Below are 25,119 nucleotides of genomic sequence, written 5' to 3'. Positions count from 1 at the left end.
GGGGCTCAGCCACGGGGCTTGGCCGCGAGCATGCGCTCGAGCGCGACCTTGGCGTCGGCCTGGACCTCGGCGGGCACGACGATCTCGTTGAGCACCTCGCCGCGCACGAGGGCCTCGAGCACCCAGGCGAGGTAGCCCGGGTGGATCCGGTACATCGTCGAGCACGGGCAGACGACCGGGTCGAGGCAGAAGATCGTGTGCTGCGGGTACTCCGCGGCGAGCCGGTTCACCATGTTGATCTCGGTGCCGATCGCGAACGTCGTCGGTTCGGTGGCCGCGGCGACGGTCTTCCGGATCAGGTCGGTGCTGCCGGCGTGGTCGGCGGCGTCGACGACGGCCATCGGGCACTCCGGGTGCACGATGACCTGGACGCCGGGGTGCTCGCGGCGGGCCTGGTCGATCTGGTCGACCGTGAAGCGGCGGTGCACCGAGCAGAAGCCGTGCCAGAGGATGACCTTCGCCGCTTCGAGGTCGCTCGTCTCGTTGCCGCCCAGGGGCTTCCGGGGGTTCCACATCGGCATCAGGTCGGTGCTGATCCCCATGGCCTTGGCGGTGTTGCGACCGAGGTGCTGGTCGGGGAAGAACAGCACGCGCTGCCCGCGCTCGAACGCCCACTCGAGCACCGTCGCGGCGTTCGAGCTGGTGCAGACGATGCCGCCGTTGCGCCCGCAGAACGCCTTGAGGTCGGCAGCGGAGTTCATGTAGGTGACGGGGATGACGGGCACCCGGCCGTCGGCGTCGGGCTCGGTGCCGTAGACGGCGGTCAGCTCGGCCCAGGCGGCCTCGACGCTGTCGATGTCGGCCATGTCCGCCATCGAGCAGCCGGCTGCGAGGTTCGGCAGGATGACGCGCTGGTCGTCGCGGGCCAGGATGTCGGCGGTCTCTGCCATGAAGTGCACACCGCAGAACACGATGGCCTCGGCGTCGGGCTTCGTCAGCGCCGCGTTGGCGAGCTGGAACGAGTCACCGAGGAAGTCCGCGTGCCGGACGACCTCGTCGCGCTGGTAGAAGTGCCCGAGGACGACGACCCGGTCGCCGAGCGTCGCCTTCGCCCGCTCGATGCGCGCGTGCAGCTCGTCGGTCGGCGCGGTCTTGTACTCGTCCGGCAGCACGCCCTGCCGCGGTGCGCTCGTCGGGATGACGTCGGTCATCGACGAACCCGGGCCGTACCCGGGCCGGGAGTCGAAGTCCCACGTGGGCATGGCGAGGTCGGGCGTGCAGGTGCTGCCGCCGGCCTTGCCGTTCGAGATGAGGTCGATGGTCGTCGCGATGGACACGGTGGTTCCTATCGGTTCTGCGGTCGTGTGCCCTGCTGCAGCGGGCCGTTGTCCGCGTAGGCCAGGTCGGGGTTCGAGCGGTACAGCCGGGCCGGACGGTGCCGGCCCCCGCTCGTGGTCTCGTCGGTCGGCAGGATCGCGTCGGTCTTCTCGACCTGCCGACGGAAGTTCGCGGGGTCGAGCGCGCGCCCGAGCACCGCCTCGTACACCCCGCGCAGCTCGGCGAGGGTGAACCGGTCCCCCAGGAAGGCCTGGGCGATGCGGGAGTACGACATCTTGGTGCGGAGCCGCCAGAGCGCGTACTCCACGATCCGGTCGTGGTCGAAGGCGAGCGGCGGGTGCTCGTCGGCGAGGAACCAGCGGACGTTCCAGTCGTCCGGCACGACGTTCGCCTCGTCCGGGTGCACGAGCGCCCAGTACACGATCGACACCACCCGGCTCGGTGAGCGGCCGACGTCGCCGAACGCGTAGAGCTGTTCGAGGTAGCGGGGCTGCACGTTCGTCGTCTCGCGCAGGCGCGCCGCGGCGGAGTCCTCGAGTCCCTCGTCGACGCCGACCCAGCCGCCGGGCAACGCCCACGACCCCTCGAACGGTTCGGCCACCCGGCGCACCAGCGGCATCCACAGCGCCGGCGCCCCGGTGTCGGGGTGCGGGCGCAGCGCGACGATCACGGTCGAGACCGCGACGCGGATGCCTGCTTCGTCCATGGTGAACCTTAATGTCATTCTGACTCGAAGTGTTCGGGTTGCGATGACACTATCACCGCTGCGCGGTGTGTTGCGCCCGCAGGCAGCTCCGGGTCGTCACGAACCGGAAACAGATCGTCACGAGGCCGAAAACTCCGGGACGCCCCGCGTGGATACGGTGAGGATCATGACGACGGTGACGAGGATGCATGCCGTGGTGTCGGGGACCGTCCAGGGGGTCGGGTTCCGGTACTGGACGGCACGGAAGGCCGACGGGCTCGACCTCGTCGGGTACGCCAGGAACCTCTGGGACGGCACCGTCGAGGTCGAGGCCGAGGGGCCGTCGGTCGCGGTCGAGACGCTGATGGAGTGCCTGCGGAGCGGACCGCCGTCGGCCACCGTGACGGACGTCGAGTTCCGGCCGGTCGTGCCGCACGGCGACGCCGACGGGTTCGCGATCCTGCACTGACCCGGTCGCCCCGACCGTTCACGTGCGGATGTCGGTGCGGAGCGGAATAATCGAATCCACTCAGGCGGTTGCCCTGTCTGCGCGTTCTGCGCCACCTCGTTCCACCAGTCGTGATCCACCAGGAGCTCCCGCATGACCCAGGCCGTCGATTCCGCCCCCCGCACGGGAAGCGTCTCGCAACCGACCGCTGCCGAGACCCGACTCGTGATCGGGCTGTTGCTCGTGTCCGCGTTCGTCGTCATCCTCAACGAGACGATCATGGGCGTGGCGCTGCCGCGGCTGATGGACGACCTCGACATCAGTGCGGCGACCGGGCAGTGGCTGACCACCGGCTTCCTGCTCACCATGGCGGTCGTCATCCCGATCACCGGGTTCCTGCTGCAGCGGTTCAACACCCGCCCCGTCTTCGTCTGGGCGATGGGCCTGTTCTCGGCCGGCACCCTGATCGCCCTGCTCGCACCCGGGTTCACGCTGCTGCTCGTCGGCCGCATCGTCCAGGCCAGCGGCACCGCGATCATGATGCCGCTCCTGATGACGACGGTGCTCACCCTCGTCGACCCGGCCCACCGTGGCCGCATCATGGGCAACATCTCGATCGTCATCTCGGTCGCGCCGGCCATCGGCCCGACGATCTCCGGGCTCATCCTCAACGCGTTCGACTGGCGCTGGCTGTTCGGCTTCGTCCTGCCGATCGCGATCGCTGCGCTCATCCTCGGCATGGTCAAGGTCCGCAACGTCTCGACGCCCCGCCGGGCACCGCTCGACGTGTTCTCGGTGATCCTGTCCGCGTTCGCGTTCGGTGGGATCGTCTACGGCCTGTCCAGCATCGGCGAGGCCGGCACCACCGGCCTGTTCGTCCCGGTCACCGCGCTCGTCGTCGGCGCCGTCGCCCTGACGGTCTTCATCCTCCGTCAGACCCGACTGCAGCGCACCGACAGCGCCCTGCTCGACCTGCGCACCTTCCAGACCCGCGGCTTCACCGTCCCGATCGTCGCGATGGCGCTGAGCTTCATGGCGATGTTCGGCACGCTCATCCTGCTGCCGATCTACCTGGAGCGCGTCCTCGGGCTCGAGGTCCTGAACGTCGGACTGCTGCTGCTCCCCGGCGGGCTGCTCATGGGGCTCCTCTCTCCCATCGTCGGACGCATCTACGACCGTCGCGGACCGCGCGTGCTGCTCATCCCCGGGTCGATCATCGTCAGCGCGGTGCTCTGGGCGCTCTCCACGGTCGGCGTGGACACCAGCGTGTGGTTCGTCCTCGGGGCGCACGTCGTGCTGAGCATCGGCCTGGCGCTCACCTTCACCCTGCTGTTCACGGCGGCGCTCGGTGGCCTGCCCCCGAAGCTCTACTCGCACGGCAGCGCGGTCCTCGGCACGGCGCAGCAGCTCGCCGGAGCCGCCGGCACCGCCCTGTTCGTCACCCTGCTCACGATCGGCGCCGCCACGGCAGCGACCGGCGCGGGTGCTGACGCCGTGGCCGCTGCGACCGCTTCCGGTGTGAAGACCGCGTTCATGGTCGGCGCGGTGATCTCGCTGTTCGGCATCCTGGCATCGGTCTTCGTCACCCGTCCGGCGGTGCCCGAGGGCGCGCCGACGCCCCCGCCCGCGCACTGACCGCGGTGCCGCCCACGGGTCCACGTGGCATCGTGGGCGGCATGCGGTCGACGGCGAGCGAACTGAACTGGTCCGGCACGGTCACCTACACGGCCGAGCAGGTGCTCCGACCGGGCTCGATCGACGAAGCAGCCGAGGTCGTCGCACGCTCCCCGCGGGTGCACGGGCTCGGCACCCGGCACTCGTTCAACGACTCCGCCGACGCCCCGGGGGTCCTGCTCGACCTGACCGCGATCCCCACCGACCTGGTCGTCGACCCCGAGCGGCGGACGGCGACCCTCGGAGCCGGCACCCGCTACGGCGTCGTCGCGCCCGACCTCGACCGCGCCGGGTTCGCGCTGCACAACATGGGGTCGCTCCCGCACATCTCCGTCGGCGGCGCGGTCGCCACCGGCACCCACGGCTCGGGCACCACCCTCGGCTCGTTGACCACCGCGGTCCGGTCCCTCGAACTGCTCGGCCCCGACGGTTCGCTCCGGACCGTCGCCCGCACCGACCCGGCGTTCCCCGGCACCGCCCTGCACCTCGGGCTGTTCGGCGTCGTGACCCGGGTCACGCTCGACCTCGAACCCACGTACCGGATGCGGCAGGACTCGTACGGGCCGTTCCCGTGGAGCACGTTCACCGACCACGTCGCCGCAGTCCACGCCGCCGGGTACTCGGTGTGCGCCTACACGGTCTTCGGCGACGAGATCAGCGAGGCGCTCGTGAAGTCCCGGGTCCCCGACGGCGCCGACGACACCGCCGTGCCGGACGACCTGTTCGGCGCTCCCCGGCTGCCCGGCTCCCCCGGCGACGGCCACCACACGGCCCGCGACGGGTCGGTGGGCCCCTGGTGGGACCGGCTGCCGCACTTCCCCATCGAGTCCGTGCCGAGCCACGGGTCCGAGGTGCAGAGCGAGCACTTCGTCCCGCTCCGGCACGCGGCGGCGGCGCTCGACGCCCTGCGCGGGCTGGCCGACCGCATCCAGCCGCACCTGCACGTGTGCGAGCTCCGGACGATGGCGGCCGACGACCTCTGGCTGAGCCCGACCCAGGGCGAGGACGTGCTCTGCATCGCGTTCACCTGGCAGAAGCACCCGGAGGCGGTCGCTGCGCTGCTGCCCGACCTCGAGGCGCGGCTCGCACCGTTCGACGGGCGACCGCACTGGGGCAAGATGAGCTCGCTCGACGGCGACGCGATCGCGGAGCTGTACCCGCGGGTGGCGGACGTCCGTGAGCTGATCGCACGAGCCGACCCGGACCGGACGTTCGCATCCGCGTTCGGCGAGCGGGTGCTGCGGGCCTGACCCGCGCCTCCAGTCCGACGCCCCGCGCCCCTGCGCACCCGCACTCCGGTGCCGGTCCGCAGCGCGCGTCAGCGCAGGCGGGTGACCACCTTCACATCCCCGTCCCAGTGCCGGAGACCGCCCACGATGAGCACCTCGGGCAGGGGCGCGTCCGCAGCGAGGACCCGGAGCGCCGCCGGCAGGTCGACGTCGCGGATCCGCCGAGCGAGGGTGACGTGCGGCGCCCACCGTCCGGGCAGCGACGAATCGACCGAGCCTGGAGCGGCGGCGTCGACCGCGCGGTGGAAGCGGGCGAGTGGCTCATCGACGACCACACCGAGGCCGAGCACGTGCCGACCGGGGCCGGCGGGGAAGAGCAGGACACCGGCGACGCGCAGGGCCTCGGGCACCGCGACGTCGAGGTCCGTCGGGACGGGAACGGCCTCGCCGGCCACGAGGGTGACGTGCGGGTCGTTCGTGCCCGAGTGGCCGAGGCTCGGCAGCTCCGCGGCGACGAGGGTCTGCCAGAGTGCCCGGACCGCTCGGTCCGAGGGGCTGTCGAGGACGAGTTCGATGCTGCGCACGTACCGAGTGAACCAATGCACCCCGTGACGGCGATGTAACACGGCGGAACGGAACTCGCACCGGGGACCCGCTCCCGTCACACTCGACTCCACGCCGCGGACCACCGCGGCTCCCCCGCACAGCACGGCCCACGAGGAGCACCAGCATGTCCGCAGCCCCCGCACTGCCCGAGAAGCCGAAGGGCAAGCGCCCGATCGGCTGGATCGTCGCCGCCGTCATCGTCGTCGTGGCGATCGTCGTCGCCGTCATCGTCGGAGTCGTGCGCTCCGGTGGCGACAGCGGTGGCGCTGCCGCCGGTGACGCTGCGCCGAAGACCGTCACCATCGGTGTCTCGGACAAGTCGCTGCCCTACTGGAACACCTACGTGAAGGCCGCCAAGGAGCAGCTCAACGTCACCGTGAAGCTCCAGAACTTCTCGGACTACTCGCTGCCGAACCCTGCGCTCAAGGACAAGCAGATCGACATCAACCAGTTCCAGCACATCCAGTACCTGGCGAACTACAACGTCACCTCGGACGACGACCTGCAGCCGATCGGCGCGACGGCCGTCTACCCGCTGCCGCTGTACTCGACGAAGGTCTCCGACGTCGCGGACTTCGAGGACGGCGCGAAGGTCGCGATCCCGAACGACGCCATCAACGAGGCCCGTGCGCTCCTGGTCCTGCAGGCCGCTGACCTGCTCGAACTCAAGGACGGCGGCAACGCCTTCTCGACCACGGCCGACATCACCTCGCACAAGGTCGACGTGCAGACGCTCGACGCCTCGCAGACCGCGAACGCCCTGCAGCAGGGCTCCGTCGAGGGCGCGATCGTCAACGTGAACTACGCCACCTCGGCCGGGCTCGACACCAAGGACGCGATCTTCCAGGACGACCCGAAGAGCGCCTCCGCTGCCCCGTACGTGAACGTCTTCGCCGTCCGCGACGCCGACAAGACCAACAAGACGTACCTCGACCTGGCGAAGCTGTTCCAGGACGACGCCGTGCAGAAGGTCTTCGCGAAGGACTACCCGGACGCCGTCCCGAGCGACGAGAGCGCCGCCTCGCTGCAGAAGGAGCTCACCACGGTCGAGTCCGACGCGAAGGCGGCAGCGGAGTAGTGCCGGTCCTCGTCGAACTCCGCGGCGTCTCGAAGCACTACCGCCGCGCCGACACCGGCGAGACCGTGGTGGCCGTCGAGGACGTCTCCCTGGACGTGCACCAGGGAGAGGTCCTCGGTGTCATCGGGTACTCCGGTGCCGGCAAGTCCACCCTGGTCCGTCTGGTGAACGCCCTCGAGCTCCCCAGCTCCGGGACCGTCACCGTGGCGGGCAAGGAACTGACGGCGATCCCCGAGCGGGATCGCCGTCTGGCGCGTCGCAACATCGGGATGATCTTCCAGCAGTTCAACCTGTTCCGGTCCCGCACCATCGCCGGCAACGTCGCGTACCCGCTCAAGGTCGCCGGTGTGCCGAAGGACGAGCGCGACCGTCGCGTGGCCGAGCTGCTCGACTTCGTCGGGCTCCTCGAGCGCGCCCACGCCTACCCGGAGCAGCTGTCCGGCGGTCAGAAGCAGCGCGTCGGCATCGCGCGGGCCCTCGCGGCGTCGCCCGACCTGCTGCTCGCCGACGAGGCCACCAGCGCCCTCGACCCGGAGACCACGTCCGAGGTGCTCGGGCTGCTCCGCCGGGTGAACAAGGAACTCGGCGTCACGATCATCGTCATCACGCACGAGATGGACGCCGTCCGGCAGATCGCCGACCGCGTCGCCGTGATGGAGCAGGGTCGCGTCGTCGAGGTCGGGGACGTCTACGACGTGTTCTCCGCGCCGAAGACGGGTGCTGCGCAGCGGTTCGTCCGCACCGCGCTGCACGACCGCCCCTCGGTCGACACGCTCGCTCGCCTGCGCGAACGCCACCCCGGGCGACTGGTGACCGTGCAGATCACCGACGAGGCCGGGCTCCAGAACCGGATCGACGCGGTGTTCCGCTCCGCTGGGGTCACCGCCGAGCTCGTCTACGGCGGGGTCGGCGAGATCCGCGAGCGCCGGATCGGTTCGCTCACGTACGAGCTGACGGCCGGCGGGGTTGCCGGTGCTGGTGCTGGTGCCGGTGCTGGTGCACCGGACGCCATCGACCGCGCCGTCGCCGCCCTGCGCACCGACGGCGTCACGACCGACGAGGAGGCAGCAGCGTGAACAACTCGTTCCAGAGCGTGATCGACACGTTCGACGTCTTCCTCGCCGCCATGCGCGACACCATCGTCATGTCGCTCGTGTCGCTCGTGATCGCCGGCGTCATCGGGCTCGCCCTCGGGCTGCTGCTCTACGCGACCCGTCCGGGCAACCTGCTCGGCAACCGCACCGCGTACACGATCATCAACGTCGTCGTGAACCTGGTCCGGCCGATCCCGTTCGTGATCTTCCTCGCCGCGATCGCCCCGCTGTCGCGCGTCGTGGTGCAGACCACGATCGGCGTGCCCGCGGTGACCTTCGCGATCTCCCTGGCAGCGGCCTTCGCGGTGTCGCGCATCGTCGAGCAGAACCTGCTCGCGGTCGACCCCGGCGTCGTCGAGGCAGCTCGCGCATCGGGTGCGCACCCGATCTCGATCCTGCTGACCGTCCTGATCCCCGAGGGCCTCGGGCCGCTCATCCTCGGCTACACGTTCATCTACATCGGCATCGTCGACATGACGGCGCAGGGTGCGTTGATCGGTGGCGGTGGACTCGGTGAGTACGCGATCACCTACGGATCGCAGCGGTACGACTGGTGGATCGTGTACGTGTCGGTGGCGGCGATCGTCGTCATCGTGCAGCTCGGCCAGTTCGTCGGCAACCGGCTGGCGCGCGCGACCCTGCGTCGCTGACGCGGGTGCGTCGCGGGCTCGCGACTCCCCGCTCACGTCCGCCGAGTGGTCACGACGTGTCGCTCGGCGGAACGCTGGCCGACAGTTCGTGACCACGCGACGGCGGGCGCGGCGCGTTTCGCCGCCTCGCCATGTGCCGTGGCCGCAACCGCCTGGAGGCCCGGTGCCGGTACACGAGACCGGCACCGGGCCTCCAGTGCGTTGCCGGCTCCACCGGCGCGCCCAGCGTCGCCCGCCGAGCGGTCACGACTTCCCGCCGTCGCCCGCGGAGTGGTCACGACGTGTCGTCTGCCGGACCGCCGGCCGACACTTGCTGACCAGTCGACGACATGCCCGCGGGTCAGGCGGCCGGGGACTCCACGGTCTCGATCGTGCCGGTCGCTCCGGGGTGCTCGTAGTGCGCGCGCACCAGGATCGGACGGTGGTCGGAGATGCCCGCCGGCAGGGTCTCGACGCCGGCGATGTGCAGCCCGACGCTCGTCGCGAAGTCGAAGTGACCCGTGAACTTGCGGTAGCGCAGGTACGTCGGCTGGTCGGACAGCGACAGTGCGAACCCGCCCTGCTCGATCTTGCGACGCAGGTTCGTCTGGAACCAGGGGTAGTTGAAGTCACCGACCATGACCGCGGGGACGTCCTTCGCGAGCTCGCGGAGGAACTGGTGCGCCGCCTCGATCTGCTTGCGGCGCAGGGAGTTCGTCGCGGTCAGCGGTGAGGCGTGGAACGAAGCGACGACGACCTCGGCGTCGGCCTCGGTGTCGCGCAGGTGCATCGCGATGAGCCGTTCGTGCGCGGGTGCGAGGACCCGGTCGTGCAGGGACTTCTGCAGCGAGTGGATGCTGAAGTCTTGCACCTCGAAGCGGTCGTCGCGCTTGTAGATGGCGAGTCCGAGGCGGTTCGTGCGGGTCGACGCGGCGAGCGAGAGCCCACCGATCGACGGGGCGAGGTCGTTGCTGTCGCACTCCTGCACGCAGAGGACGTCGGCGTCTGAGGCCTCGGCCAGGGCGGCGAGTTCACCGTTCGCGGTGTGCTCCCGGAGGTTGTAGCTGACGACCCGGAGGGCAGTGGGCGGCACGCCTGCGTCGGTGGCGATCGTGCTCTGCTGTTCTGGCGCGGCCATGCTGCCTTCCTGTCCGGGTGGTCCGGGTCACCCTGCCGCGGCAACCGTACTCGGCGTTCGCAAACGGATGCTGAGACTGTAACGCCTGTCGGGTTTCACGCGTGTGACCGTGACGGAAACGGACAGCCGCGGGCCGCGCGCAGGGCTACGTGGAACCGCCCGGGTCAGGCGCGAACCCGGCGGGCAGGGCGGACGGTGTCCCCCGCTGTGCGGCTCATCAGGATGCCCTCGAGGCAAGCGACGGCGAGCAACGCCGCGATGACCCAGAACGCGACGGAGTACGGGCCGTCGCCGCCGAGCCCGCCGGCCGCGCGGATGACGACCGCGGCGACGGCGACGCCGAACCCGGCGGCGGTCTGCTGGAGCGTCGACGAGAGCGTGTTGGCCGGGGTCATGTCGGCCTGCTCGACGTCGGCGAAGGCGATGGTGTTGTACGCCGTGAAGCCGACGGAGCGGGCGGCTCCGCTGACGACGAGCAGGACCGCGAGCAGCCAGAACGGGGTGTCCTCGGTCATGAACGCCATCGCGACGACGGTCAGCGCAGCGATCGCACTCGACACGATGATCACCGGGCGGTAGCCGAACCAGCGCAGGAACGGTGTCGTCATCGGCTTGATGCCGAGGTTGCCGACGAAGACCCACAGCACGGCGGACCCGGCGAGCACGGCGCTCCAGCCCCAGGCGTCCTGGAACAGCAGCGGGAGCACGAACGGCACCGCGGAGACCGCCAGTCGGAACAGGCTGCCGCCGGCGTGCGACACCCGGAACGTCTCGAGCCGGAACGCCTCGAGCCCCATGATCGGGTGCGGTGCGCGGCGGAAGTGCCGGATCGCGAACCAGCAGCAGACAGCCCCGACGACACCGGACACCACGACGGCCAGGACGGGGATGACGTCGAGCGCGAGCAGGGACGCCATGACGACGAGCGACCCGAGGCCGAAGCACGCGAGCAGCGACCCGAACCAGTCGAACGGCACGCGCTGCGCGGCGCGCTCCTGCGGGACGAGCACGAGCGCGGCGACGAACGCGATGACGCCGAGCGGGATGTTGATCAGGAAGATCCAGTGCCACGTCAGGGTGTCGACGAGCACGCCGCCGATGAACGGGGCGATGATCGGCGCGGCGAGGGCGGGCCAGGTGAGGATCGCGATGGCGGTGACGAGCTGCTCGCGGCCGGCGCTCCTGAGCACCACGAGCCGGCCGACGGGCACCATGAGCGCACCGCCGAGCCCCTGCAGGATCCGCCAGAGCGTCAGGTCGACGAGGCCGGTCGACATCGCGCAGAGCGCCGATGCGATCGTGAAGAGCGCGATCGCGCCCGCGAAGACGGTGCGGGACCCGATCCGGTCGGTGAGCCAGCCCGAGACGGGGATGAACACCGCCAGGGTGACCAGGTACGCGGTGATCGCGACGCCCACCGCGGCCGAGTCGACGCCGAGATCACGTCCCATCGCGGGCGCTGCGGTCGCCAGGATCGTGCCGTCGAGGAGCTCCATGAAGAAGGTCCCCGCCACGAGCACGGCGACCGCCGTGCTGCCCGTCCGCCGTCTGGGTGTCGTCATCGTCGTCGCCATGTCGCGTCAAAGGCTATGCCCGGTGCCGGGTCGCAGGGGGATCGTGTCAGGAGGTTCCGCGATCCTGTTGTGCATTGCAGAATGATGCGCACCAGTGCGTTGCCCCGCGGGTGCGCCGAGCGGGAGCGTGGAGGCTGCGCGACGACAGGAGGCTCACCGATGACCGACGCCGACACGACGACCGGGACCGTGACCGCGAAGGGCGCCTGGGACCCGGCAGCGGGCACTCCGCACCACGTCCTCGACCACGCCCACCTGCCCGTGATGACCCTGCGTGAGTCCGCCCTGGCGAACAACACCGCCGTCATGCAGGCCTACGTCGAGCGCCACGGTCTGCTGTTCGCGCCGCACATGAAGACGCACATGGCACCCGACCTCGCCGCGCGGCAGATCGACGCCGGAGCGTGGGGTGTGACGGTCGCGTCCGTCCAGCAGGCGATGGTCGCGTGGGAGCACGGCGTCCACCGGATCCTGGTCGCGAACGAGGTCCTCGACCCCGCCGGCCTCGCCTGGCTCGTGTCCCGGCGCACGGTCGACCCGGACGCCGACGTCCTCTGCTACGTCGACTCCGCCGCGGGCGTCACCGCCGCCGTCACCGCACAGGGCAGCGTCGCCGGCGAACTGCAAGTCCTGGTCGAGCTCGGGTTCCCGGGCGGGCGCACCGGAGTCCGCTCCCCCGACGACGCGCGTGCCCTCGCGCTGCTCGCCCACGACGCCGGGCTCGTGCTCCGCGGGGTCTCCGGGTACGAGGGCGGACTGCCCGGCGTCGACGCTGCGCGCGAGTACGTCGCCGGCGTGCTCGACGTCGCCGAGGACGTCCGCGGGCTCGTCGACGGTCGCGGCCTCCTCAGCATGGGCGGCAGCGCCTGGTTCGACGCCGTCGTGGACGCCGTGGCGCGACGCACCGACGACCTCGACGTCCTGCTGCGGTCGGGTGCGTACCTGACCCACGACGACGGCTTCTACGCCGAGCGCACGCCGTTCGGCCGGCACCCGGCCGAGGGCTCGCTCGTCGCCGCGATCGAGGTCTGGGGACGCGTGACGTCCTGCCCGGAGCCCGGGCTCGCGTTCGTCGCCGTGGGCAAGCGCGACATCTCCTTCGACGAAGGGCTGCCGGTGGTGCGGTCGGTGCGGTCGGTACGGCCGACCCTGCCAGGAGGCCCGGCGGGCGCCCCACAGGTCGTCCCGCCGCCCGGGGCGGTCACCGTCACCCGCCTCGACGACCAGCACTGCTACCTCGCGCTGGCGGACGGCGCCCCCGAGCTGACGCCCGGCGACGTCGTCGTGTTCGGCATCTCGCACCCTTGCACGGTGTTCGACAAGTGGCGGCAGGTGCACGTCCTGGCCGACGACGACACCGTGCTCCGGACGATCGCGACGTGGTTCTGATGCGCGCGACCACCGCGGCCCCGGTGCCGACGGACGGCGACGGTCCTGCCCGGAACGCCGCACTGTCCCTGCGTCGCGGGCTCCGCCTGCTCGACTGCATCGCCGACCGGACCCGCAGCGGCGCGGTGTCCGTCAGCCTGTCCGTGCTGGCCGCCGAGCTCGGCACCTCGAAGTCGACGGTGCTCCGCCTGACGGCCCCGATGCTCGAGAACGACCTGCTGCGCCGCACCGCGGACGCCGGGTTCACGCTCGGCCTCGGTGCCCTGCTGCTCGGGCAGAGCTACCTCGAGGGGATCGACCTGCGCTCCGCCGCCGCACCGTTCCTGCGTCGGACGGCGGAGCAGACCGGGCTGACGTGCCACCTCGTCGTGCCGGACGGCACCGACATCGTCTACGTCGACAAGGTCGAGACCCGCGGCACCGTCCGCATGGGCTCCCGGATCGGGAACCGCCTGCCGATGCGGAACACGGCGTCCGGCAAGGCGATCGTCGCGTTCGGTGAACCGGAGCTGCTCGACCGGGTGCTCGCCGAGCCGGCCCAGGTCATGACGGAGCACACCATCACCGACGACGACCGCTGGCGGCACGAGGTCGACCGCACGCACGGACGGGGGTACGGCATCGACGACCGCGAGAACGAGCCGGACATCCGGTGCGTCGCCGCCCCGGTGTTCGACCACGCGAACCAGGTGGTCGGCGCGATGAGCATCTCCGGGCTGGCCTCGCGGTTCCCCGCAGCGGCGGTCCGCGAACTCGGCGACGGCGTCGTTCGGACCGCCCACGAGATCTCCGTCGCGCTCGGGTCCTCGTCGGCGCAGCTCGCCCTCGCGCGGGGTGCCCGGTGACCGGCTCGGTGCTGACGTTCGGCGAGACGATGCTGCTCCTGACCGGGCGCGACGTCGGCGCGGTGCCGGACCTGGAGCACATGCGGGTGGACACCGGCGGCGCGGAGAGCAACGTCGCGATCGGCCTGGTCCGCGCCGGGGTGCCGGCCACGTGGATCGGTCGGGTCGGCACGGACCCCGCCGGCGACCGGGTCGCCGCCGACATCGGTGGGGAGGGCGTCGACGTCCTCGCGGTCCCCGACGCCGAGCGATCCACCGGCATCATGATGAAGGAGCGGCTGCTCGACGGCCGCACCCGGGTGACCTACCACCGCCGTGGTTCGGCCGGCTCGGCGTTGGCCGCGACGGACCTGCCCGGCAGCGTCGTCGAGACCGCTGCGCTCGTGCACGTCACCGGGATCACCCTCGCGCTCTCCGAGTCCGCACACGACACCGTGACCGCAGCGCTCGACCGGGCTGCCGCCGCCGGTGTGCCGGTGTCGTTCGACGTCAACCACCGGCCGAAGCTCATCGGCGCCGACGCTGCACGAGACCGGTACCGAGCCGTCGCAGCACGGTCCGCCGTGGTGTTCGCCGGCGACGACGAGGCCCGACTCGTGCTCGACCGCGACGAACAGGACGACGACGAGGAGTCACTCGCGCACGACCTCGCCGCACTGGCACGGGGCCGCGCGGTCGTGAAGCTCGGCTCCCGCGGCGCCGTGGCGTCGATCGACGGCGTGTTCGTCCGTCGGCCCGCGACCCCGGTGCGCGTCGTCGACCCGGTCGGTGCCGGTGACGCGTTCGTCGCGGGCTGGCTCGCGGCGAGCATGGGCGGAGCGGACGCCGCCGAGGCGCTCGACCGGGCCGCCGACGCCGGCGCCCTCGCCTGCACCGTCGAGAGCGACTGGCGCCGACCGGACCCGGCCGCGTTGCACCACGCCCCGGACCCGTCGGACACCGACCACACCGTGCACGACCACGTCGACCGCTGACACCGCGTCCGCCGACACCGTGTCCGCCGAACACCACCACTCGAGGAAGCGCACCATGACGAACGACACCACGAGCACCGAGCAGCACGCCGGCGCACGGCACCGCCACCAGGCCGGACCGGCGATCGCGATCCTCCGCGGCGGCACCGGCGACCACGTCGAGGACGTCATCGCCACCCTGGTCGAGTCCGGCGTGACGGCGATCGAGATCACCACGAACACCCCACGCTGGCGCGAGGGCATCGCGTGGGCGGTCGAGCGGTACGGTTCCGCGGCCTCCATCGGCGTCGGCACGGTGCTCGACGTCCGCCAGCTCGACGAGGCCGCTGCGGCCGGTGCCTCGTTCGCCGTCAGTCCCCACCTCGACGCCGAACTCGGCGAGCGCGCGCACGAGCGTGGCCTCGGCTGGTACCCCGGTGCCGCGACCCCGACCGAGATCGTCCACGCGTGGCGGCTCGGTGCCCGCGCGGTGAAGGTGTTCCCGGCGGCGCAGCTCGGCGGCCCCGCGTTCCTGAAGCAGGTCCTGGCACCGCTCGACTTCGTCGACGTCATCCCGACCGGGGGCATCGGGGTCGACGACGCCCCGGACTACCTGGCCGCCGGTGCGGTCGCCGTCGGACTCGGGTCCCCGCTCGTCGGCGACGCGCTGACCTCGGGCGACCTCGACGCCCTGCGGGAGCGGGCCGACCGGCTCGTCGCGGCGGTCGACCGATGACCACCGGCGATCCCGAGCACCTGACGGGCTCCGAGCAGCCCACCGGCGAGCAGTCCGCCGGCGGCGTCGTCCTGCTGCGCGGCGGGTCGGTCCTCGGTGCGGACGGGGCCCCGGTGCGCGCCGACGTCCTCGTCACCGACGCCGTCATCCGCGCCGTCGGTGCCGACCTGGACGCCCCTGCCGACGCGCACGTGATCGACTGCGACGGACGCCTGGTGCTGCCGGGCTTCGTGGACGCGCACTCGCACGCCGGGTCGCTCGTGTTCGACGAGGGCGTGCAGCTCGCGCTCCTGCGCCAGGGCGTTACCACGATCGTGACCGGACAGGACGGCGTCGGACCAGCGCCGGGTGACGGTTCGTACGCCGACACGTACTTCGCCGCCATCGACGGTCCGCATCCGACGTACCGCGGTGGCGGGGTCGACGGCCTGCTGACGACCTACGACGGAACGACCCCGATCAACGTCGCGACGCTCGTGCCCGCCGGCACGGTCCGGCACCAGGTCATGGGCGACGACCCCGGGCCGGCGGACAGCGCGCAGCTGGCCGCGATGCGGGAGCTCGTGCGCGACGGTCTCGCGGACGGTGCAGTCGGCCTGGCGACGGGGCTCGACTACGTCCCCGGCCTGTTCGCCGACACCGCCGAACTCGCTGCGCTGTGCACCGAGGTCGCTGCCGTCGACGGGCTGTACGTCTCGCACATGCGCGGTGGTTACGAGGGGAACGCCCGCGCCGGCCTCGACGAGATCGCCGACATCGTCCGCGCGTCGAGCGTCCGCGCACACGTCTCCCACCTGCACGCGCCCGTCGACCTCGCGGTGACCGCACTGGCCGAACTCGAGGCCGAGGGCGCCCCGATGTCGTTCGACGCCTACCCGTACTCGCGCGGCTGCACGATCCTGTCGATGCTGCTGCTGCCCGCGGCCCTCGCCCGCCCCGGCACCGAGGACCTCGCCCACGCGATCGCCGACGACGAGGGTCGTGCCGCGGTCCGGGCGGCCGTGCTCGACCGCGTGCTGTCCCGCGCCGACCTCGGCACCGGCTGGGCGGAGCAGATCACGCTGTCGCACGTGCCCGCCGCCGAGTTCCACGCGCTGCAGGGCCGCACCCTCGCCGACGCCGCCGAGGCGACCGGGACGGATCCGGTGGACCTGGCCCTCGACGTCCTGGTCGACTCGGCACTGCAGGTCACCGCCGTGATGCGCGTGCCCCGTCCCCGGACTGCCGACGACCTCGCACCACTCTTCCGACTGCCCGGGCACACGGCCGGGTCCGACGGCATCTTCGTGGGAACGCATCCGCACCCGCGGGCGTACGGCACGTTCGGGCGGTACCTGCAGGACTTCGCCCGCACGGGGCTGCTGACCTGGCTCGAGGCCTCGCGGCACCTGTCCACCACGGCGGTCGAGCGACTCGGCCTCGGTCGACGGGGCTCAGTCACCGTCGGGGCGGTCGCCGACCTCGTGGTCGTGGATCCCGATCGCGTCGGGGCGCGGTCGTCCTACGACGAACCGATGCGCCTGGCCGAGGGCATCGACGACGTCCTCGTCGCCGGCGTCCCCGTGCTGACCGAGGGCGCCCTGACGCACGCGACCCCCGGTGCCGGGCTGCGTCGCCACCCGGGTCGGATCGACCGCGAGCAGGGAGCAGCGGGCACCGGGGGTCGGTGACCCAGCACGGCCGGTGACGCAGCGCGGCCGGTGACGCAGCCGAGCCGGTGACGCAGCACGGTCAGCGACGCAGCACGGTGCCGCGGCTCGGTGAGGCTTCACACAGCCTGCACCGACGTCACGAAGCGCTCGGCAGCACCGCCACGACGTCGATCTCGACCAGGATGTTCGCCAGGTGCGACTGCACGGTGGTGCGGACCGGGTACGGCTGCGAGAAGTGCTTCGCGTACTCCTCGTTGAAGGCCGGGAAGTCGCGGTCGGAGTGCTCGAGGTGCACGGTGGACTTCACGACGTCGTCGAGGGTGGCACCGTGCTCGGCCAGGACCGCTGCGACGTTGGCCAGCACCTGCGCGGTCTGACCAGCCACGTCGTCGGCGATCGCACCCGTGGCGGGGTCCTGCGGGCCGAACCCGGCGGTGTAGATGAAGCCGTTGGCGACGATGCCCTGGCTGTAGGGCCCGGCGGGCTTCGGGGCGTTGTCGGTCACGATGGCGGTCTTCGGCGCGGTGGGGTTCGGCACGGTTGCTCCTGTGGTTCGTCGGTCGTGGGCGGACTCCAGGCTAGGCGGAAGGCCGCCTCGAGAGCCGACCACGCACCCGACCGATTCCGTATTGCAGAACGCGGGGCGGGCCTCCCGTCCGGGGTGCCGCACCGACCACCCAGGTGGAGGGCGACTACCCTGGCCGGGTGCCGTCCTCCCTGCCCGAACGCCGCCGAGCGCGCACGGGCTCGCGCCGAGCACGCGCATGAGCCGGCTCGACGGCGCGGTCACCGGGACCGCCGCGACCGGACGGCGCCGCGCACTCGACACCGTGACCTCCCTGCCGGCGTGGGCGGCCGTGCTGCTCGTCTGGACCGGCGGCCGGATCGTGTCGACGCTGTGGCTGGCACTCGCGTACCCGCTCATCGGACGGGCGATGCCGGACAACGCCATCTGGGGCAACGGGCACGGCTTCACGGCGTTCCTCACCGCCTGGGACGGTCAGTACTACGAGCAGATCTCGCTGCACGGGTACCCCGACGTGCTGCCGCTCGACGCCGTCGGCAACGTGGCGCAGAACGCCTGGGCCTTCCTGCCGGCGTTCCCGTTCACGATCCGGATGCTCACCGCATCGACCGGGCTGCCGTTCACCGTCGGTGCCCCGCTCATCTCCGTGCTGGCCGGTCTGCTGGCGACCTACCTGCTGCACCGCCTGGTCCGCGACCGTGCGGGCAACGCCGCGGCGATGTGGGCGGTGTTCTTCTTCACGTGCGGGCCGCTGTCGTTCCTGCTGCAGGTCGGGTACGCGGAGAGCATGTTCCTCGCGCTCACCTTCGGCGCGCTGCTCGCCCTGGAGCGTCGCCGGTACGGGCTGCTCACCGTGCTCGGGGTCGCCGCTGCCTTCACCCGTCCGGGTGCGTTGGCCGTCCCGCTCGTGCTCGGGGTCATCGCCCTGGTGCGGTGGGTCCGGGCTCGCCGCGAGACCGGGCGGGTGCTCGACACCTTCCCGATCCGCGAGCAGGTGCAGGTCGTGGCCGCCGGTGCCGTGATGGTGGCGGCGGGCCTCGCGTGGCCGGTCATCGCGTCGCACGTGACCGGCACGCCGAACGCCTACCTCGAGACCGAGATGTCGTGGTGGGTGAACTTCATCGGCCGCGTGGACTTCGTGCCCTTGTCGCCGTGGTTCCTCATCGCCGGGCGCTGGCTCGGCGTCGGCGGGATCCTGATCGTGGTGTTCCTGCTCGTCGGGTTCCCGATCTGGCTGCTCCGCCGGTCGACGAAGCGGCTCGGGTCGACGACCGTGCTGTACTCGGCCGCCTACGCGCTCTACATCTTCGCGGTGTCGCTGCCGATGGCCTCGACCCCGCGACTGCTCATGCCCCTGGCGCCGTTGTTCGGCTCGCCGGAGCTCGTCGCGAAGCCGTGGATGCGGTGGACGTTCGTCACCGCGGCGCTGGCCGGGCAGCCGGTGCTCGTCGCGGTGCTCTGGCTGCTCGGGCCTCCGTAGCGAGGACGGCGACGCCGGCAGCGGCCCCGGCATCGGCACGACGGCAGCTCCGACGCGGAACGACGGCACCGACGTCGTACGACATCGGTCCCGTCGTTCGGAGTCGGTTCGAGCCGAGCCGAGCCCGCCCCGCCCCTACAGCTCGACGGTCCCGTGGTCCCCGGTGTCCGGCTGGCTCTGCTTGCCGAGTGCGGCCTTCAGCGTCTGCACGAGGCTGCCGACCGGGCCGGTGTCCTGCGTCCAGTACTCGACCGAGTCGCCCGACACGGTGAGGAGTCGGATCGAGGGGTCGTCGCGGCCGTCCGGGAACCAGGCCTCGGCGAACGGCGACCACAGCTCGTCGATGACGGCGCTGTCCTGCGTCACCGTGGCGGTGCCGGCGATGGACAGGTAGCCGCCCTGCGACTCGATGGAGACGTTGACGTGCGGGTTCCTGGCGATGTCGTCGACCTTCTCGCTGCCGTCCTGCACCAGGAAGCGGAGGGTCCCGTTGAACGCCTTGTCCTGCACGGCGAGGGGCCGGGCGTGCAGCTGGCCGTCCTCGCTCACCGTCGTCAACAGGGCCGTGTGGGCGCCGTGGACGATGTCCGAGATGGCGGCGCGCTGGTCGGTCTGCGTGTCGGTCATGATGCTCCTTTGCGTCGTGCGCCCCACCCGTCCCGACGTTCGACCGCGGGTCCGGCGGGGCCGTACCGTTCCCGCCAGTGTGCCCCTCGACGCTGGGCGCGTCCGGCACGCGGCAGCACCACCCCGACCGGGAGGCCCGTGCCGACTCCCCCGGACACGTCCGGCCATGCAGGTGGCCGGTCCGCAGTGCCCGCGCCCGGTCCGGCGCGCTCCATGCGTCCGCACACAGCGACACTCCACCAGTCGATCACCGCGTGCATCGTCGGAACATGCACACGCACCGGATGCATGCGCAACGAGCGACACTCCACGAGTCGATCCGGTGGTGGATCGTCGGAAGATGCGCCCGTACGGAACGCGTCAGGCGGGTTCGCGGATGGTGGTCTCGACGTCGACGACCTGCGGCACCCGCGGCATCGACGCGAAGCCGAACGCCACGGGCGGGTCGAGCGGCGCCAGGGTGCCGAGGGGCTCCCCCGCCCAGGTCCCGCGCACGCCGGTGACGTCGTGCGCCCCGGTCACGCCGTAGTACTCGCGGCGTCCGTTGCCCGCCGAGCCGGCGGTGCCGGATCCGGGCGCGACGAGCCGGGCGATCGGGTCGATCGCGGCGAGCCACCGCGGGTCGCGGGCGATCGGCTTCGGGACCACGCGCAGCACCCGGCCGAGCGGTGAGATCGTGCCGACGTCGACCGACACCTGCAGCGCGCCGGCGTCGAGTTCCAGGCCACGAGCCGTCCGTCGAGCCCGCACGTCGACCACGGACACCGTGTCGAACCGGTAGGTGCCGGAGACGTACGCGGCGACGATCTCGTCCGGCGCGAGCAGCACGCTGGTGCCGTCGGGTAGCTCGAGGAACACGTCGGTGAACGCTCCGAACGGCGAGCGGTCCCACATCCCGACGACGATCCGGACGCCCGAGGTGGTGCCGACGCCCATGATCCGGCCGCGGAACCGGCGCTCGACGGGAGGGGTGTTGGGACGTGACGGCATGCCGTGGACCGTACCCGGCGCGCCCGTGAGCCGGACCGACGGAGCCGACCCGCGCCTCCCGGCCGACAGGTACGCGAAAGCGACAGATCGCCGCGAACGTTCCGCGGCGATCTGTCGCTTTCGCGGGGTAGGCCCGCCGGGGTGATCGCCTACGGGACGGGGACGGGCTCGGCGAGCAGCTCGCGCACCCGCGGCGCGACCTGCGTGCCGTAGAGCTCGATGGACCGCAGCATGTCCTCGTGCGGCAGGCGACCGGTCGCGTACCGCATGTCGAACCGCGAGGCGCCGAGGATCCGCATGTTCCGGGCGATCTTCCGCGCCACGGTCTCCGGCGACCCGACGTACAGCGAGCCACCGGCGGACAGGCCCGCGTGGTACCCGGCGACGTCGAGGGGCGGCCAACCGCGCTCCCGGCCGAGCTGGTCGGTGACGGCCTTGTGGTACGGCCAGTAGCGCTCGGCGGCTTCCTCGTCGGTCGCCGCGACGAAGCCCGGCGAGTGCATCGCGATGGGCTGCTGCGGCAGGTCGAGCTGAGCGAGCGCCTGACGGTACAGCCGCGAGAACGGGGCGAACTGCGCCGGCTGCCCGCCGATGATGGCGAGGAACAGCGGCAGGCCGTACGACGCCGCACGGATCACCGACTGCGGGGAACCGCCGACGCCGATCCAGGTGGGGATGGCGCCGTGCTCGAGCTTCGGGAAGACGTCCTGGTCGACCAGGCTCGCGCGCTTCGTGCCGGACCAGGTGACGGCGTCGCCGCCGCGCAGGGCCGCCCAGAGCTGGAGCTTCTCCTCGAACAGGACCTCGTAGTCGGAGAGCTCGTGGCCGAACAGCGGGAACGACTCGGTGAAGGAACCGCGCCCGAGGATGACCTCGGCACGGCCGTCCGAGATCGCGTCGACGGTGGCGAAGCGCTCGTAGACGCGCACGGGGTCGTCGGACGACAGCACCGTGACGGCGGAGCCCATCCGGATGCGGGAGGTCGAGGCGGCGATCGCGGCGAGGACGACCTCGGGTGCGCTCACCACGAAGTCGGCGCGGTGGTGCTCGCCGACGCCGATGAAGTCGATGCCGACCTGGTCGGCGAGGACGGCCTGGGCCACGACGTCGCGGATGCTCTGCGCGTCGGACTTGAGGCTGCCGTCGGCGAGCTCGGTGACGTCGCCGAAGGTGTCGATGCCGAGCTCCACGCGTCCGATCCGCTCGGGTGCGGGCGGCGGGACGTCCGAGGGGCGGTCGGTGCCGAATGCGTTGCTCATGGTTCCTCCTGGTCGCACTTCCATGCGTTTGCATCAAAATAGCACGGCCGAGCCGTGATGGCCAGCGCCCGCGTGTACGGTCGCCCGCATGCCGAAGCTCCCTGACCAGACCGGACGCAGGATCGTCGTCACCGGCTCCAACAGTGGCACCGGGAAGGAAGCCGCGACCCGTCTCGCGGCCGCCGGCGCGAGCGTCGTGCTCGCCGTGCGCACGACCGCGAAGGGCGATGCCGCCGCGGCCGAGATCCGTGCAGCCCACCCGAACGCCGACGTCGAGGTGCGCGAACTCGACCTCGCGGACCTGGCGAGCGTGCGCCGCTTCGCCGACGGCATCGTCGGCGAGGACCGCCCGATCGACGTCCTGGTGAACAACGCTGGCGTCATGGCGCCGCCGCAGCGCTTCGAGACGGTCGACGGGTTCGAGCTGCAGTTCGGCACGAACTTCCTCGGTCCGTTCGCGCTGACGAACCTGCTGCTGCCCTCGCTGCTGCGTGCCGAGGCACCGCGGGTCGCGACAATGTCGAGCCTCGCCGCGATCCCCGGCCGGATCCGCTTCGGCGACCTGCAGTGGGAACGCGGGTACAACGGCTGGCGCGCCTACGGCCAGTCCAAGCTCGCCGACCTGCTCCTCGCGCTGCACCTGCACCGACTGACCGTCGAGGCGGACGTCCCCCTCGTCGGCACCGCGGCGCACCCCGGCTACACCCGCACGAACCTCCAGTCGGCCGGGCGCTCACTCGGACGCACGAAGCCGGTGCGGTCCAGCAACCGCGCGCTCCCGTTCACGCAGGCGGTCGAGCAGGGCACCGAGCCGCTGCTCTACGCCGCGGTCGGCCCGAACGCGGTCGGCGGCGCCTACTACGGCCCGGCCGGACCCTTCGGCCTGACCGGACCGACGACCGCCGTCTCGATCCCCGGGTCGGCACGGAGCGCCGACCTCGCCCGCTCGCTCTGGGCTGTCGCCGAGGACCTCACCGGGACGCGTCCGCCCCTCTGAGCGCCGGGCGCGGCTCGCACGGTGCGAGGGCACTGCGGTCCGGTGCGCGGGTGCGGGGCGCGGCCGGGAGGCCCGTGGCGCGTCCGGTGCGCCGCCCGCGTCAGGCGCGGTGCAGCTCCACCGACCCGTCCAGCCGTCCGGGTTCGGTCAGGCGGGCGTGCTGCAGAACGGTGCGGTCCGGACCGATCGCCGCGGCGACGATCGACAGCGTCGTCATGTGCCCCTCGGCCTCGTGCGCGTCGCGGAGGATCGCGTCGGGGTGGTCGCTCGGCAGCGCAGCGGACTCGGCCAGGACACCGAACCAGCCGCTCCACCCGTCTCCGGCGTCGTCGCCCGCGTCCACCGTCCGGAGCTCGTCGAAGGGTCCGAGCACCGGTGGCCCGACCGGGGCGTCCGCGGCACGGAAGGCCTCGAGCCACCGGCCGATGCGCGGCGCCGCCGGGTCGTCCGGTTCGCCGTGCGTCACCATGTGCACGCCCGGGCCGAGCTCGGTCGCGCGGACCCGTGTGCCGTCCCAGGTCAGGACCGCGGCGCCGTCGGCGGTCGCCCGCACCAGGTTGAACGCGCGCGTGGTCGGCAGCGTGCCGTCGTGTCCGGGCAAGACGTCGTCGGCGACGGCGTCGACCGGCACCACGCCGCGGGTCGTCCACGTGCCGTCGACACTCGGCACCGGTTCGCCGCGGTTGAGCACGACCGCCAGTCCGGCGCGGTCCGAGGCGGCGAGCCAGGCACCGCCGGCAGCACGGTCACGGACGCCACGGACCCCGGGGTCGCGATCGGGCCACCACGCAGCGGGCGGGTCCCACGGACGCTCGGGTGACTCGTCCCGCAGGGCGAGCACGGTGACGGGCCACGCGGACCCGGGGTCGACGCGGACGACGACGGTGCACATGCCGTCGATCCTCGCACGTGCCCCCGGTAGCGTGAGCGGCGTGAACGCAGCAGCAGAGCGCACCCTGACCGTCATCGTGGGGATCACCGGGGGCATCGCCGCCTACAAGGCCGTCGGCGTGGTCCGTGACCTCGTCAAGCGCGGGCACGAGGTGCACGTCGTCCCGACCGAGGGGGCGCTGCGCTTCGTCGGGCTGCCGACGCTCGAGGCGCTCAGCCGCAACCCCGTCACCACGAGCGTCTGGGACGACGTCTCCGAGGTCCGCCACGTCGCCCTCGGCCGTCGCGCGGACCTGGTCGTGGTGGCCCCGGCGACCGCGGACTCCCTGGCACGGATGGCGAACGGCCTGGCGAGCGACCTGCTCGGCACGACGCTGCTCGCCACCGACGCCCCGGTCGTCGTCGCTCCGGCGATGCACCCGCAGATGTGGGAGCACCCCGCGACCCGGGCCAACGTCGCCGTCCTGCGCGAGCGGGGCGTGCACCTGGTCGGACCGGTGGTCGGCGCGCTGACGGGCGACGACGCCGGCATCGGCCGGATGGCGGAACCCGAGGACATCGTCAGCGCGGCGCTCGCCGTGCTGGACGGCCCGGCCGGTGCAGGGGCAGGGCGTCGCGCCGGCACCGACGAGGGGAGGCAGTCCGGCGCCCGTGGCGAGCAGGGGGACCTGTCCGGCGTCCGAGTGGTCGTCAGCGCGGGGGGCACCCGCGAGCCGTTCGACCCGGTGCGCTTCGTCGGCAACCGGTCGAGCGGTCGGCAGGGCTTGGCGATCGCCGCCGACGCAGCGGCGCGCGGCGCCGTCGTCACCGTCGTCGCCGCGAACGTCGAGGCCGGCCTGACCGCGGGCATCGACGCGACCGTCGTGCCGGTGGGGTCAGCGCTCGAGCTCGCCGAGGCCGTGCACGCCGCGGCGGTCGACGCCGACGTCGTCGTGATGACCGCTGCCGTCGCCGACTACCGGCCGGCCGAGGTCCTCGCCGAGAAGCTCAAGAAGGACGCCCAGGGCGAGCGGATGACGCTCGAGCTGGTGCGGAACCCTGACGTGCTCGCCGACCTGGTGGCAGCGCGGCGCACCGGGCAGGTCATCGTCGGGTTCGCCGCCGAGACCGAACCCGACCGCGACGCCCGCATCGCACTCGGGCGCGCGAAGATCGCCCGCAAGCCCGCCGACCTGCTCGTCGTGAACCACGTCGGCTGGTCGGCCGGGTTCGAGCGCGAGGAGAACGCGATCGAGGTCCTGGTGCCGGGCGGCGAGGTGGTCCGCGAGACCTCGGGCACGAAGGCCGAGGTGGCGGCGGCGGTCCTCGACCTCGTCGCGACCGCACTGACCTGATTCCGAG

Annotated in this window: 24 protein-coding genes; 14 read left to right on the top strand and 10 right to left on the bottom strand. The window is 72.2% G+C overall.

Annotated elements, in window-relative coordinates; all coding sequences use genetic code 11:
- Nucleotides 1-5: 5 nt before the first annotated feature.
- Both nadA and EDF51_RS11285 read right to left on the bottom strand, forming a co-directional pair.
- Nucleotides 6-1,277 (bottom strand): quinolinate synthase NadA, encoded by a 1,272-nt coding sequence (nadA, locus tag EDF51_RS11290; RefSeq protein WP_123338800.1) that lies wholly within the window; start codon nucleotides 1,275-1,277, stop codon nucleotides 6-8.
- Nucleotides 1,278-1,285: 8 nt separating this feature from the next.
- Nucleotides 1,286-1,984: an NUDIX domain-containing protein gene (locus tag EDF51_RS11285; RefSeq protein ID WP_111084339.1), complete on the bottom strand. Its 699-nt coding sequence runs from the start codon at nucleotides 1,982-1,984 to the stop codon at nucleotides 1,286-1,288.
- A 166-nt stretch (nucleotides 1,985-2,150) separates the two neighbouring features.
- On the opposite strand from EDF51_RS11285, the gene EDF51_RS11280 reads away from it, so the two are divergent.
- The 3 genes from EDF51_RS11280 (at nucleotide 2,151) to EDF51_RS11270 (ending at nucleotide 5,335) form a co-directional block, all read left to right on the top strand.
- A complete protein-coding gene (locus EDF51_RS11280) occupies nucleotides 2,151-2,432 on the top strand; it encodes an acylphosphatase (RefSeq protein WP_228504877.1) in 282 nt (93 codons plus the stop codon).
- A 132-nt stretch (nucleotides 2,433-2,564) separates the two neighbouring features.
- Nucleotides 2,565-4,046: an MDR family MFS transporter gene (locus tag EDF51_RS11275; RefSeq protein ID WP_134194949.1), complete on the top strand. Its 1,482-nt coding sequence runs from the start codon at nucleotides 2,565-2,567 to the stop codon at nucleotides 4,044-4,046.
- Nucleotides 4,047-4,087: 41 nt separating this feature from the next.
- A complete protein-coding gene (locus tag EDF51_RS11270; protein WP_134194947.1) occupies nucleotides 4,088-5,335 on the top strand; it encodes an FAD-binding protein in 1,248 nt (415 codons plus the stop codon).
- A gap of 68 nt (nucleotides 5,336-5,403) precedes the next feature.
- Here the strand turns inward: EDF51_RS11270 and EDF51_RS11265 are convergent, their stop codons facing one another.
- Nucleotides 5,404-5,898, bottom strand: a complete 495-nt coding sequence (locus EDF51_RS11265) for a 2'-5' RNA ligase family protein (protein ID WP_134194945.1) — start codon at nucleotides 5,896-5,898, stop codon at nucleotides 5,404-5,406.
- Between the two features lie 146 nt (nucleotides 5,899-6,044).
- Between EDF51_RS11265 and EDF51_RS11260 the strand changes: the two genes are divergently transcribed.
- The 3 genes from EDF51_RS11260 to EDF51_RS11250 are packed head-to-tail and all read left to right on the top strand — an operon-like array spanning nucleotide 6,045 to nucleotide 8,742.
- Entirely contained in the window at nucleotides 6,045-6,998 is a 954-nt protein-coding gene (locus EDF51_RS11260; RefSeq protein ID WP_123292037.1) for a MetQ/NlpA family ABC transporter substrate-binding protein, read from the top strand.
- On the top strand, nucleotides 6,998-8,074 hold the full coding sequence (locus tag EDF51_RS11255; protein ID WP_134194943.1) for a methionine ABC transporter ATP-binding protein: 1,077 nt from the start codon (nucleotides 6,998-7,000) through the stop codon (nucleotides 8,072-8,074). The genes EDF51_RS11260 and EDF51_RS11255 overlap by 1 nt, the downstream gene beginning before the upstream one ends.
- Before the next feature lie 50 nt (nucleotides 8,075-8,124).
- A complete protein-coding gene (locus EDF51_RS11250) occupies nucleotides 8,125-8,742 on the top strand; it encodes an ABC transporter permease subunit (RefSeq protein ID WP_111084480.1) in 618 nt (205 codons plus the stop codon).
- 340 nt (nucleotides 8,743-9,082) lie between these two features.
- On the opposite strand, the gene EDF51_RS11245 is transcribed toward EDF51_RS11250, so the two are convergent.
- Nucleotides 9,083-9,859, bottom strand: coding sequence for an endonuclease/exonuclease/phosphatase family protein (locus tag EDF51_RS11245; protein WP_111084345.1), 777 nt, complete (start codon nucleotides 9,857-9,859; stop codon nucleotides 9,083-9,085).
- Between the two features lie 164 nt (nucleotides 9,860-10,023).
- Nucleotides 10,024-11,433 (bottom strand): MFS transporter, encoded by a 1,410-nt coding sequence (locus EDF51_RS11240; RefSeq protein ID WP_207896137.1) that lies wholly within the window; start codon nucleotides 11,431-11,433, stop codon nucleotides 10,024-10,026.
- 159 nt (nucleotides 11,434-11,592) lie between these two features.
- Between EDF51_RS11240 and EDF51_RS11235 the strand changes: the two genes are divergently transcribed.
- The 5 genes from EDF51_RS11235 to EDF51_RS11215 are packed head-to-tail and all read left to right on the top strand — an operon-like array spanning nucleotide 11,593 to nucleotide 17,026.
- The gene (locus EDF51_RS11235; RefSeq protein WP_166673535.1) at nucleotides 11,593-12,822 is read left to right on the top strand and encodes an alanine racemase; all 1,230 of its coding nucleotides are present in this window, start codon (nucleotides 11,593-11,595) and stop codon (nucleotides 12,820-12,822) included.
- Nucleotides 12,822-13,667, top strand: a complete 846-nt coding sequence (locus EDF51_RS11230; RefSeq protein ID WP_131879380.1) for an IclR family transcriptional regulator — start codon at nucleotides 12,822-12,824, stop codon at nucleotides 13,665-13,667. The genes EDF51_RS11235 and EDF51_RS11230 overlap by 1 nt, the downstream gene beginning before the upstream one ends.
- Complete coding sequence (locus EDF51_RS11225; protein ID WP_123292033.1) at nucleotides 13,664-14,641, top strand: sugar kinase; 978 nt, start codon at nucleotides 13,664-13,666, stop codon at nucleotides 14,639-14,641. The genes EDF51_RS11230 and EDF51_RS11225 overlap by 4 nt, the downstream gene beginning before the upstream one ends.
- A 55-nt stretch (nucleotides 14,642-14,696) precedes the next feature.
- Nucleotides 14,697-15,356, top strand: coding sequence for a bifunctional 4-hydroxy-2-oxoglutarate aldolase/2-dehydro-3-deoxy-phosphogluconate aldolase (locus EDF51_RS11220; RefSeq protein ID WP_134194939.1), 660 nt, complete (start codon nucleotides 14,697-14,699; stop codon nucleotides 15,354-15,356).
- Nucleotides 15,353-17,026 carry an amidohydrolase family protein gene (locus EDF51_RS11215; protein ID WP_134194937.1) on the top strand — a complete coding sequence of 558 codons (1,674 nt, stop codon included), beginning with the start codon at nucleotides 15,353-15,355 and terminating at the stop codon, nucleotides 17,024-17,026. Before EDF51_RS11220 ends, EDF51_RS11215 begins: the two co-directional genes overlap by 4 nt.
- Before the next feature lie 118 nt (nucleotides 17,027-17,144).
- On the opposite strand, the gene EDF51_RS20315 is transcribed toward EDF51_RS11215, so the two are convergent.
- Entirely contained in the window at nucleotides 17,145-17,546 is a 402-nt protein-coding gene (locus EDF51_RS20315) for a Rid family hydrolase (RefSeq protein WP_235035960.1), read from the bottom strand.
- A 226-nt stretch (nucleotides 17,547-17,772) separates the two neighbouring features.
- Here EDF51_RS20315 and EDF51_RS11205 point away from each other — a divergent pair, with 226 nt between their 5' ends.
- Nucleotides 17,773-19,014 carry a hypothetical protein gene (locus EDF51_RS11205; RefSeq protein ID WP_133937891.1) on the top strand — a complete coding sequence of 414 codons (1,242 nt, stop codon included), beginning with the start codon at nucleotides 17,773-17,775 and terminating at the stop codon, nucleotides 19,012-19,014.
- Between the two features lie 135 nt (nucleotides 19,015-19,149).
- Here EDF51_RS11205 and EDF51_RS11200 read toward each other — a convergent pair whose 3' ends face one another.
- The 3 genes from EDF51_RS11200 to EDF51_RS11190 form a co-directional block, all read right to left on the bottom strand.
- Nucleotides 19,150-19,641 carry a pyridoxamine 5'-phosphate oxidase family protein gene (locus tag EDF51_RS11200; RefSeq protein ID WP_123292028.1) on the bottom strand — a complete coding sequence of 164 codons (492 nt, stop codon included), beginning with the start codon at nucleotides 19,639-19,641 and terminating at the stop codon, nucleotides 19,150-19,152.
- Between the two features lie 360 nt (nucleotides 19,642-20,001).
- Nucleotides 20,002-20,631 carry a hypothetical protein gene (locus tag EDF51_RS11195; RefSeq protein WP_134194933.1) on the bottom strand — a complete coding sequence of 210 codons (630 nt, stop codon included), beginning with the start codon at nucleotides 20,629-20,631 and terminating at the stop codon, nucleotides 20,002-20,004.
- 149 nt (nucleotides 20,632-20,780) lie between these two features.
- Nucleotides 20,781-21,890, bottom strand: coding sequence for an LLM class flavin-dependent oxidoreductase (locus tag EDF51_RS11190; RefSeq protein ID WP_216834442.1), 1,110 nt, complete (start codon nucleotides 21,888-21,890; stop codon nucleotides 20,781-20,783).
- An 88-nt stretch (nucleotides 21,891-21,978) separates the two neighbouring features.
- Between EDF51_RS11190 and EDF51_RS11185 the strand changes: the two genes are divergently transcribed.
- The gene (locus EDF51_RS11185; RefSeq protein WP_134194932.1) at nucleotides 21,979-22,887 is read left to right on the top strand and encodes an SDR family oxidoreductase; all 909 of its coding nucleotides are present in this window, start codon (nucleotides 21,979-21,981) and stop codon (nucleotides 22,885-22,887) included.
- A gap of 100 nt (nucleotides 22,888-22,987) precedes the next feature.
- Here the strand turns inward: EDF51_RS11185 and EDF51_RS11180 are convergent, their stop codons facing one another.
- A complete protein-coding gene (locus tag EDF51_RS11180; protein ID WP_166673534.1) occupies nucleotides 22,988-23,779 on the bottom strand; it encodes an NRDE family protein in 792 nt (263 codons plus the stop codon).
- A 64-nt stretch (nucleotides 23,780-23,843) separates the two neighbouring features.
- On the opposite strand from EDF51_RS11180, the gene EDF51_RS11175 reads away from it, so the two are divergent.
- Nucleotides 23,844-25,112 (top strand): bifunctional phosphopantothenoylcysteine decarboxylase/phosphopantothenate synthase, encoded by a 1,269-nt coding sequence (locus EDF51_RS11175; protein ID WP_134195095.1) that lies wholly within the window; start codon nucleotides 23,844-23,846, stop codon nucleotides 25,110-25,112.
- Nucleotides 25,113-25,119 lie beyond the last annotated feature (7 nt).

Origin of the sequence: Curtobacterium sp. PhB25, from assembly GCF_004365375.1 — a bacterium.
Classification (GTDB): domain Bacteria; phylum Actinomycetota; class Actinomycetes; order Actinomycetales; family Microbacteriaceae; genus Curtobacterium.
This window is presented reverse-complemented; position numbering and strand designations above follow the sequence as displayed.

Bases quoted from the DNA above. Each gene is read 5' to 3' on its own strand.
- EDF51_RS11285 (WP_111084339.1), bottom strand. From the start codon at position 1,984: ATGGACGAAGCAGGCATCCGCGTCGCGGTCTCGACCGTGATCGTCGCG.
- EDF51_RS11280 (WP_228504877.1), top strand. From the start codon at position 2,151: ATGACGACGGTGACGAGGATGCATGCCGTGGTGTCGGGGACCGTCCAG.
- EDF51_RS11275 (WP_134194949.1), top strand. From the start codon at position 2,565: ATGACCCAGGCCGTCGATTCCGCCCCCCGCACGGGAAGCGTCTCGCAA.
- EDF51_RS11270 (WP_134194947.1), top strand. From the start codon at position 4,088: ATGCGGTCGACGGCGAGCGAACTGAACTGGTCCGGCACGGTCACCTAC.
- EDF51_RS11260 (WP_123292037.1), top strand. From the start codon at position 6,045: ATGTCCGCAGCCCCCGCACTGCCCGAGAAGCCGAAGGGCAAGCGCCCG.
- EDF51_RS11250 (WP_111084480.1), top strand. From the start codon at position 8,125: ATGCGCGACACCATCGTCATGTCGCTCGTGTCGCTCGTGATCGCCGGC.
- EDF51_RS11245 (WP_111084345.1), bottom strand. From the start codon at position 9,859: ATGGCCGCGCCAGAACAGCAGAGCACGATCGCCACCGACGCAGGCGTG.
- EDF51_RS11240 (WP_207896137.1), bottom strand. From the start codon at position 11,433: ATGGCGACGACGATGACGACACCCAGACGGCGGACGGGCAGCACGGCG.
- EDF51_RS11235 (WP_166673535.1), top strand. From the start codon at position 11,593: ATGACCGACGCCGACACGACGACCGGGACCGTGACCGCGAAGGGCGCC.
- EDF51_RS11230 (WP_131879380.1), top strand. From the start codon at position 12,822: ATGCGCGCGACCACCGCGGCCCCGGTGCCGACGGACGGCGACGGTCCT.
- EDF51_RS11220 (WP_134194939.1), top strand. From the start codon at position 14,697: ATGACGAACGACACCACGAGCACCGAGCAGCACGCCGGCGCACGGCAC.
- EDF51_RS11215 (WP_134194937.1), top strand. From the start codon at position 15,353: ATGACCACCGGCGATCCCGAGCACCTGACGGGCTCCGAGCAGCCCACC.
- EDF51_RS11205 (WP_133937891.1), top strand. From the start codon at position 17,773: ATGAGCCGGCTCGACGGCGCGGTCACCGGGACCGCCGCGACCGGACGG.
- EDF51_RS11200 (WP_123292028.1), bottom strand. From the start codon at position 19,641: ATGACCGACACGCAGACCGACCAGCGCGCCGCCATCTCGGACATCGTC.
- EDF51_RS11195 (WP_134194933.1), bottom strand. From the start codon at position 20,631: ATGCCGTCACGTCCCAACACCCCTCCCGTCGAGCGCCGGTTCCGCGGC.
- EDF51_RS11190 (WP_216834442.1), bottom strand. From the start codon at position 21,890: ATGAGCAACGCATTCGGCACCGACCGCCCCTCGGACGTCCCGCCGCCC.
- EDF51_RS11185 (WP_134194932.1), top strand. From the start codon at position 21,979: ATGCCGAAGCTCCCTGACCAGACCGGACGCAGGATCGTCGTCACCGGC.
- EDF51_RS11180 (WP_166673534.1), bottom strand. From the start codon at position 23,779: ATGTGCACCGTCGTCGTCCGCGTCGACCCCGGGTCCGCGTGGCCCGTC.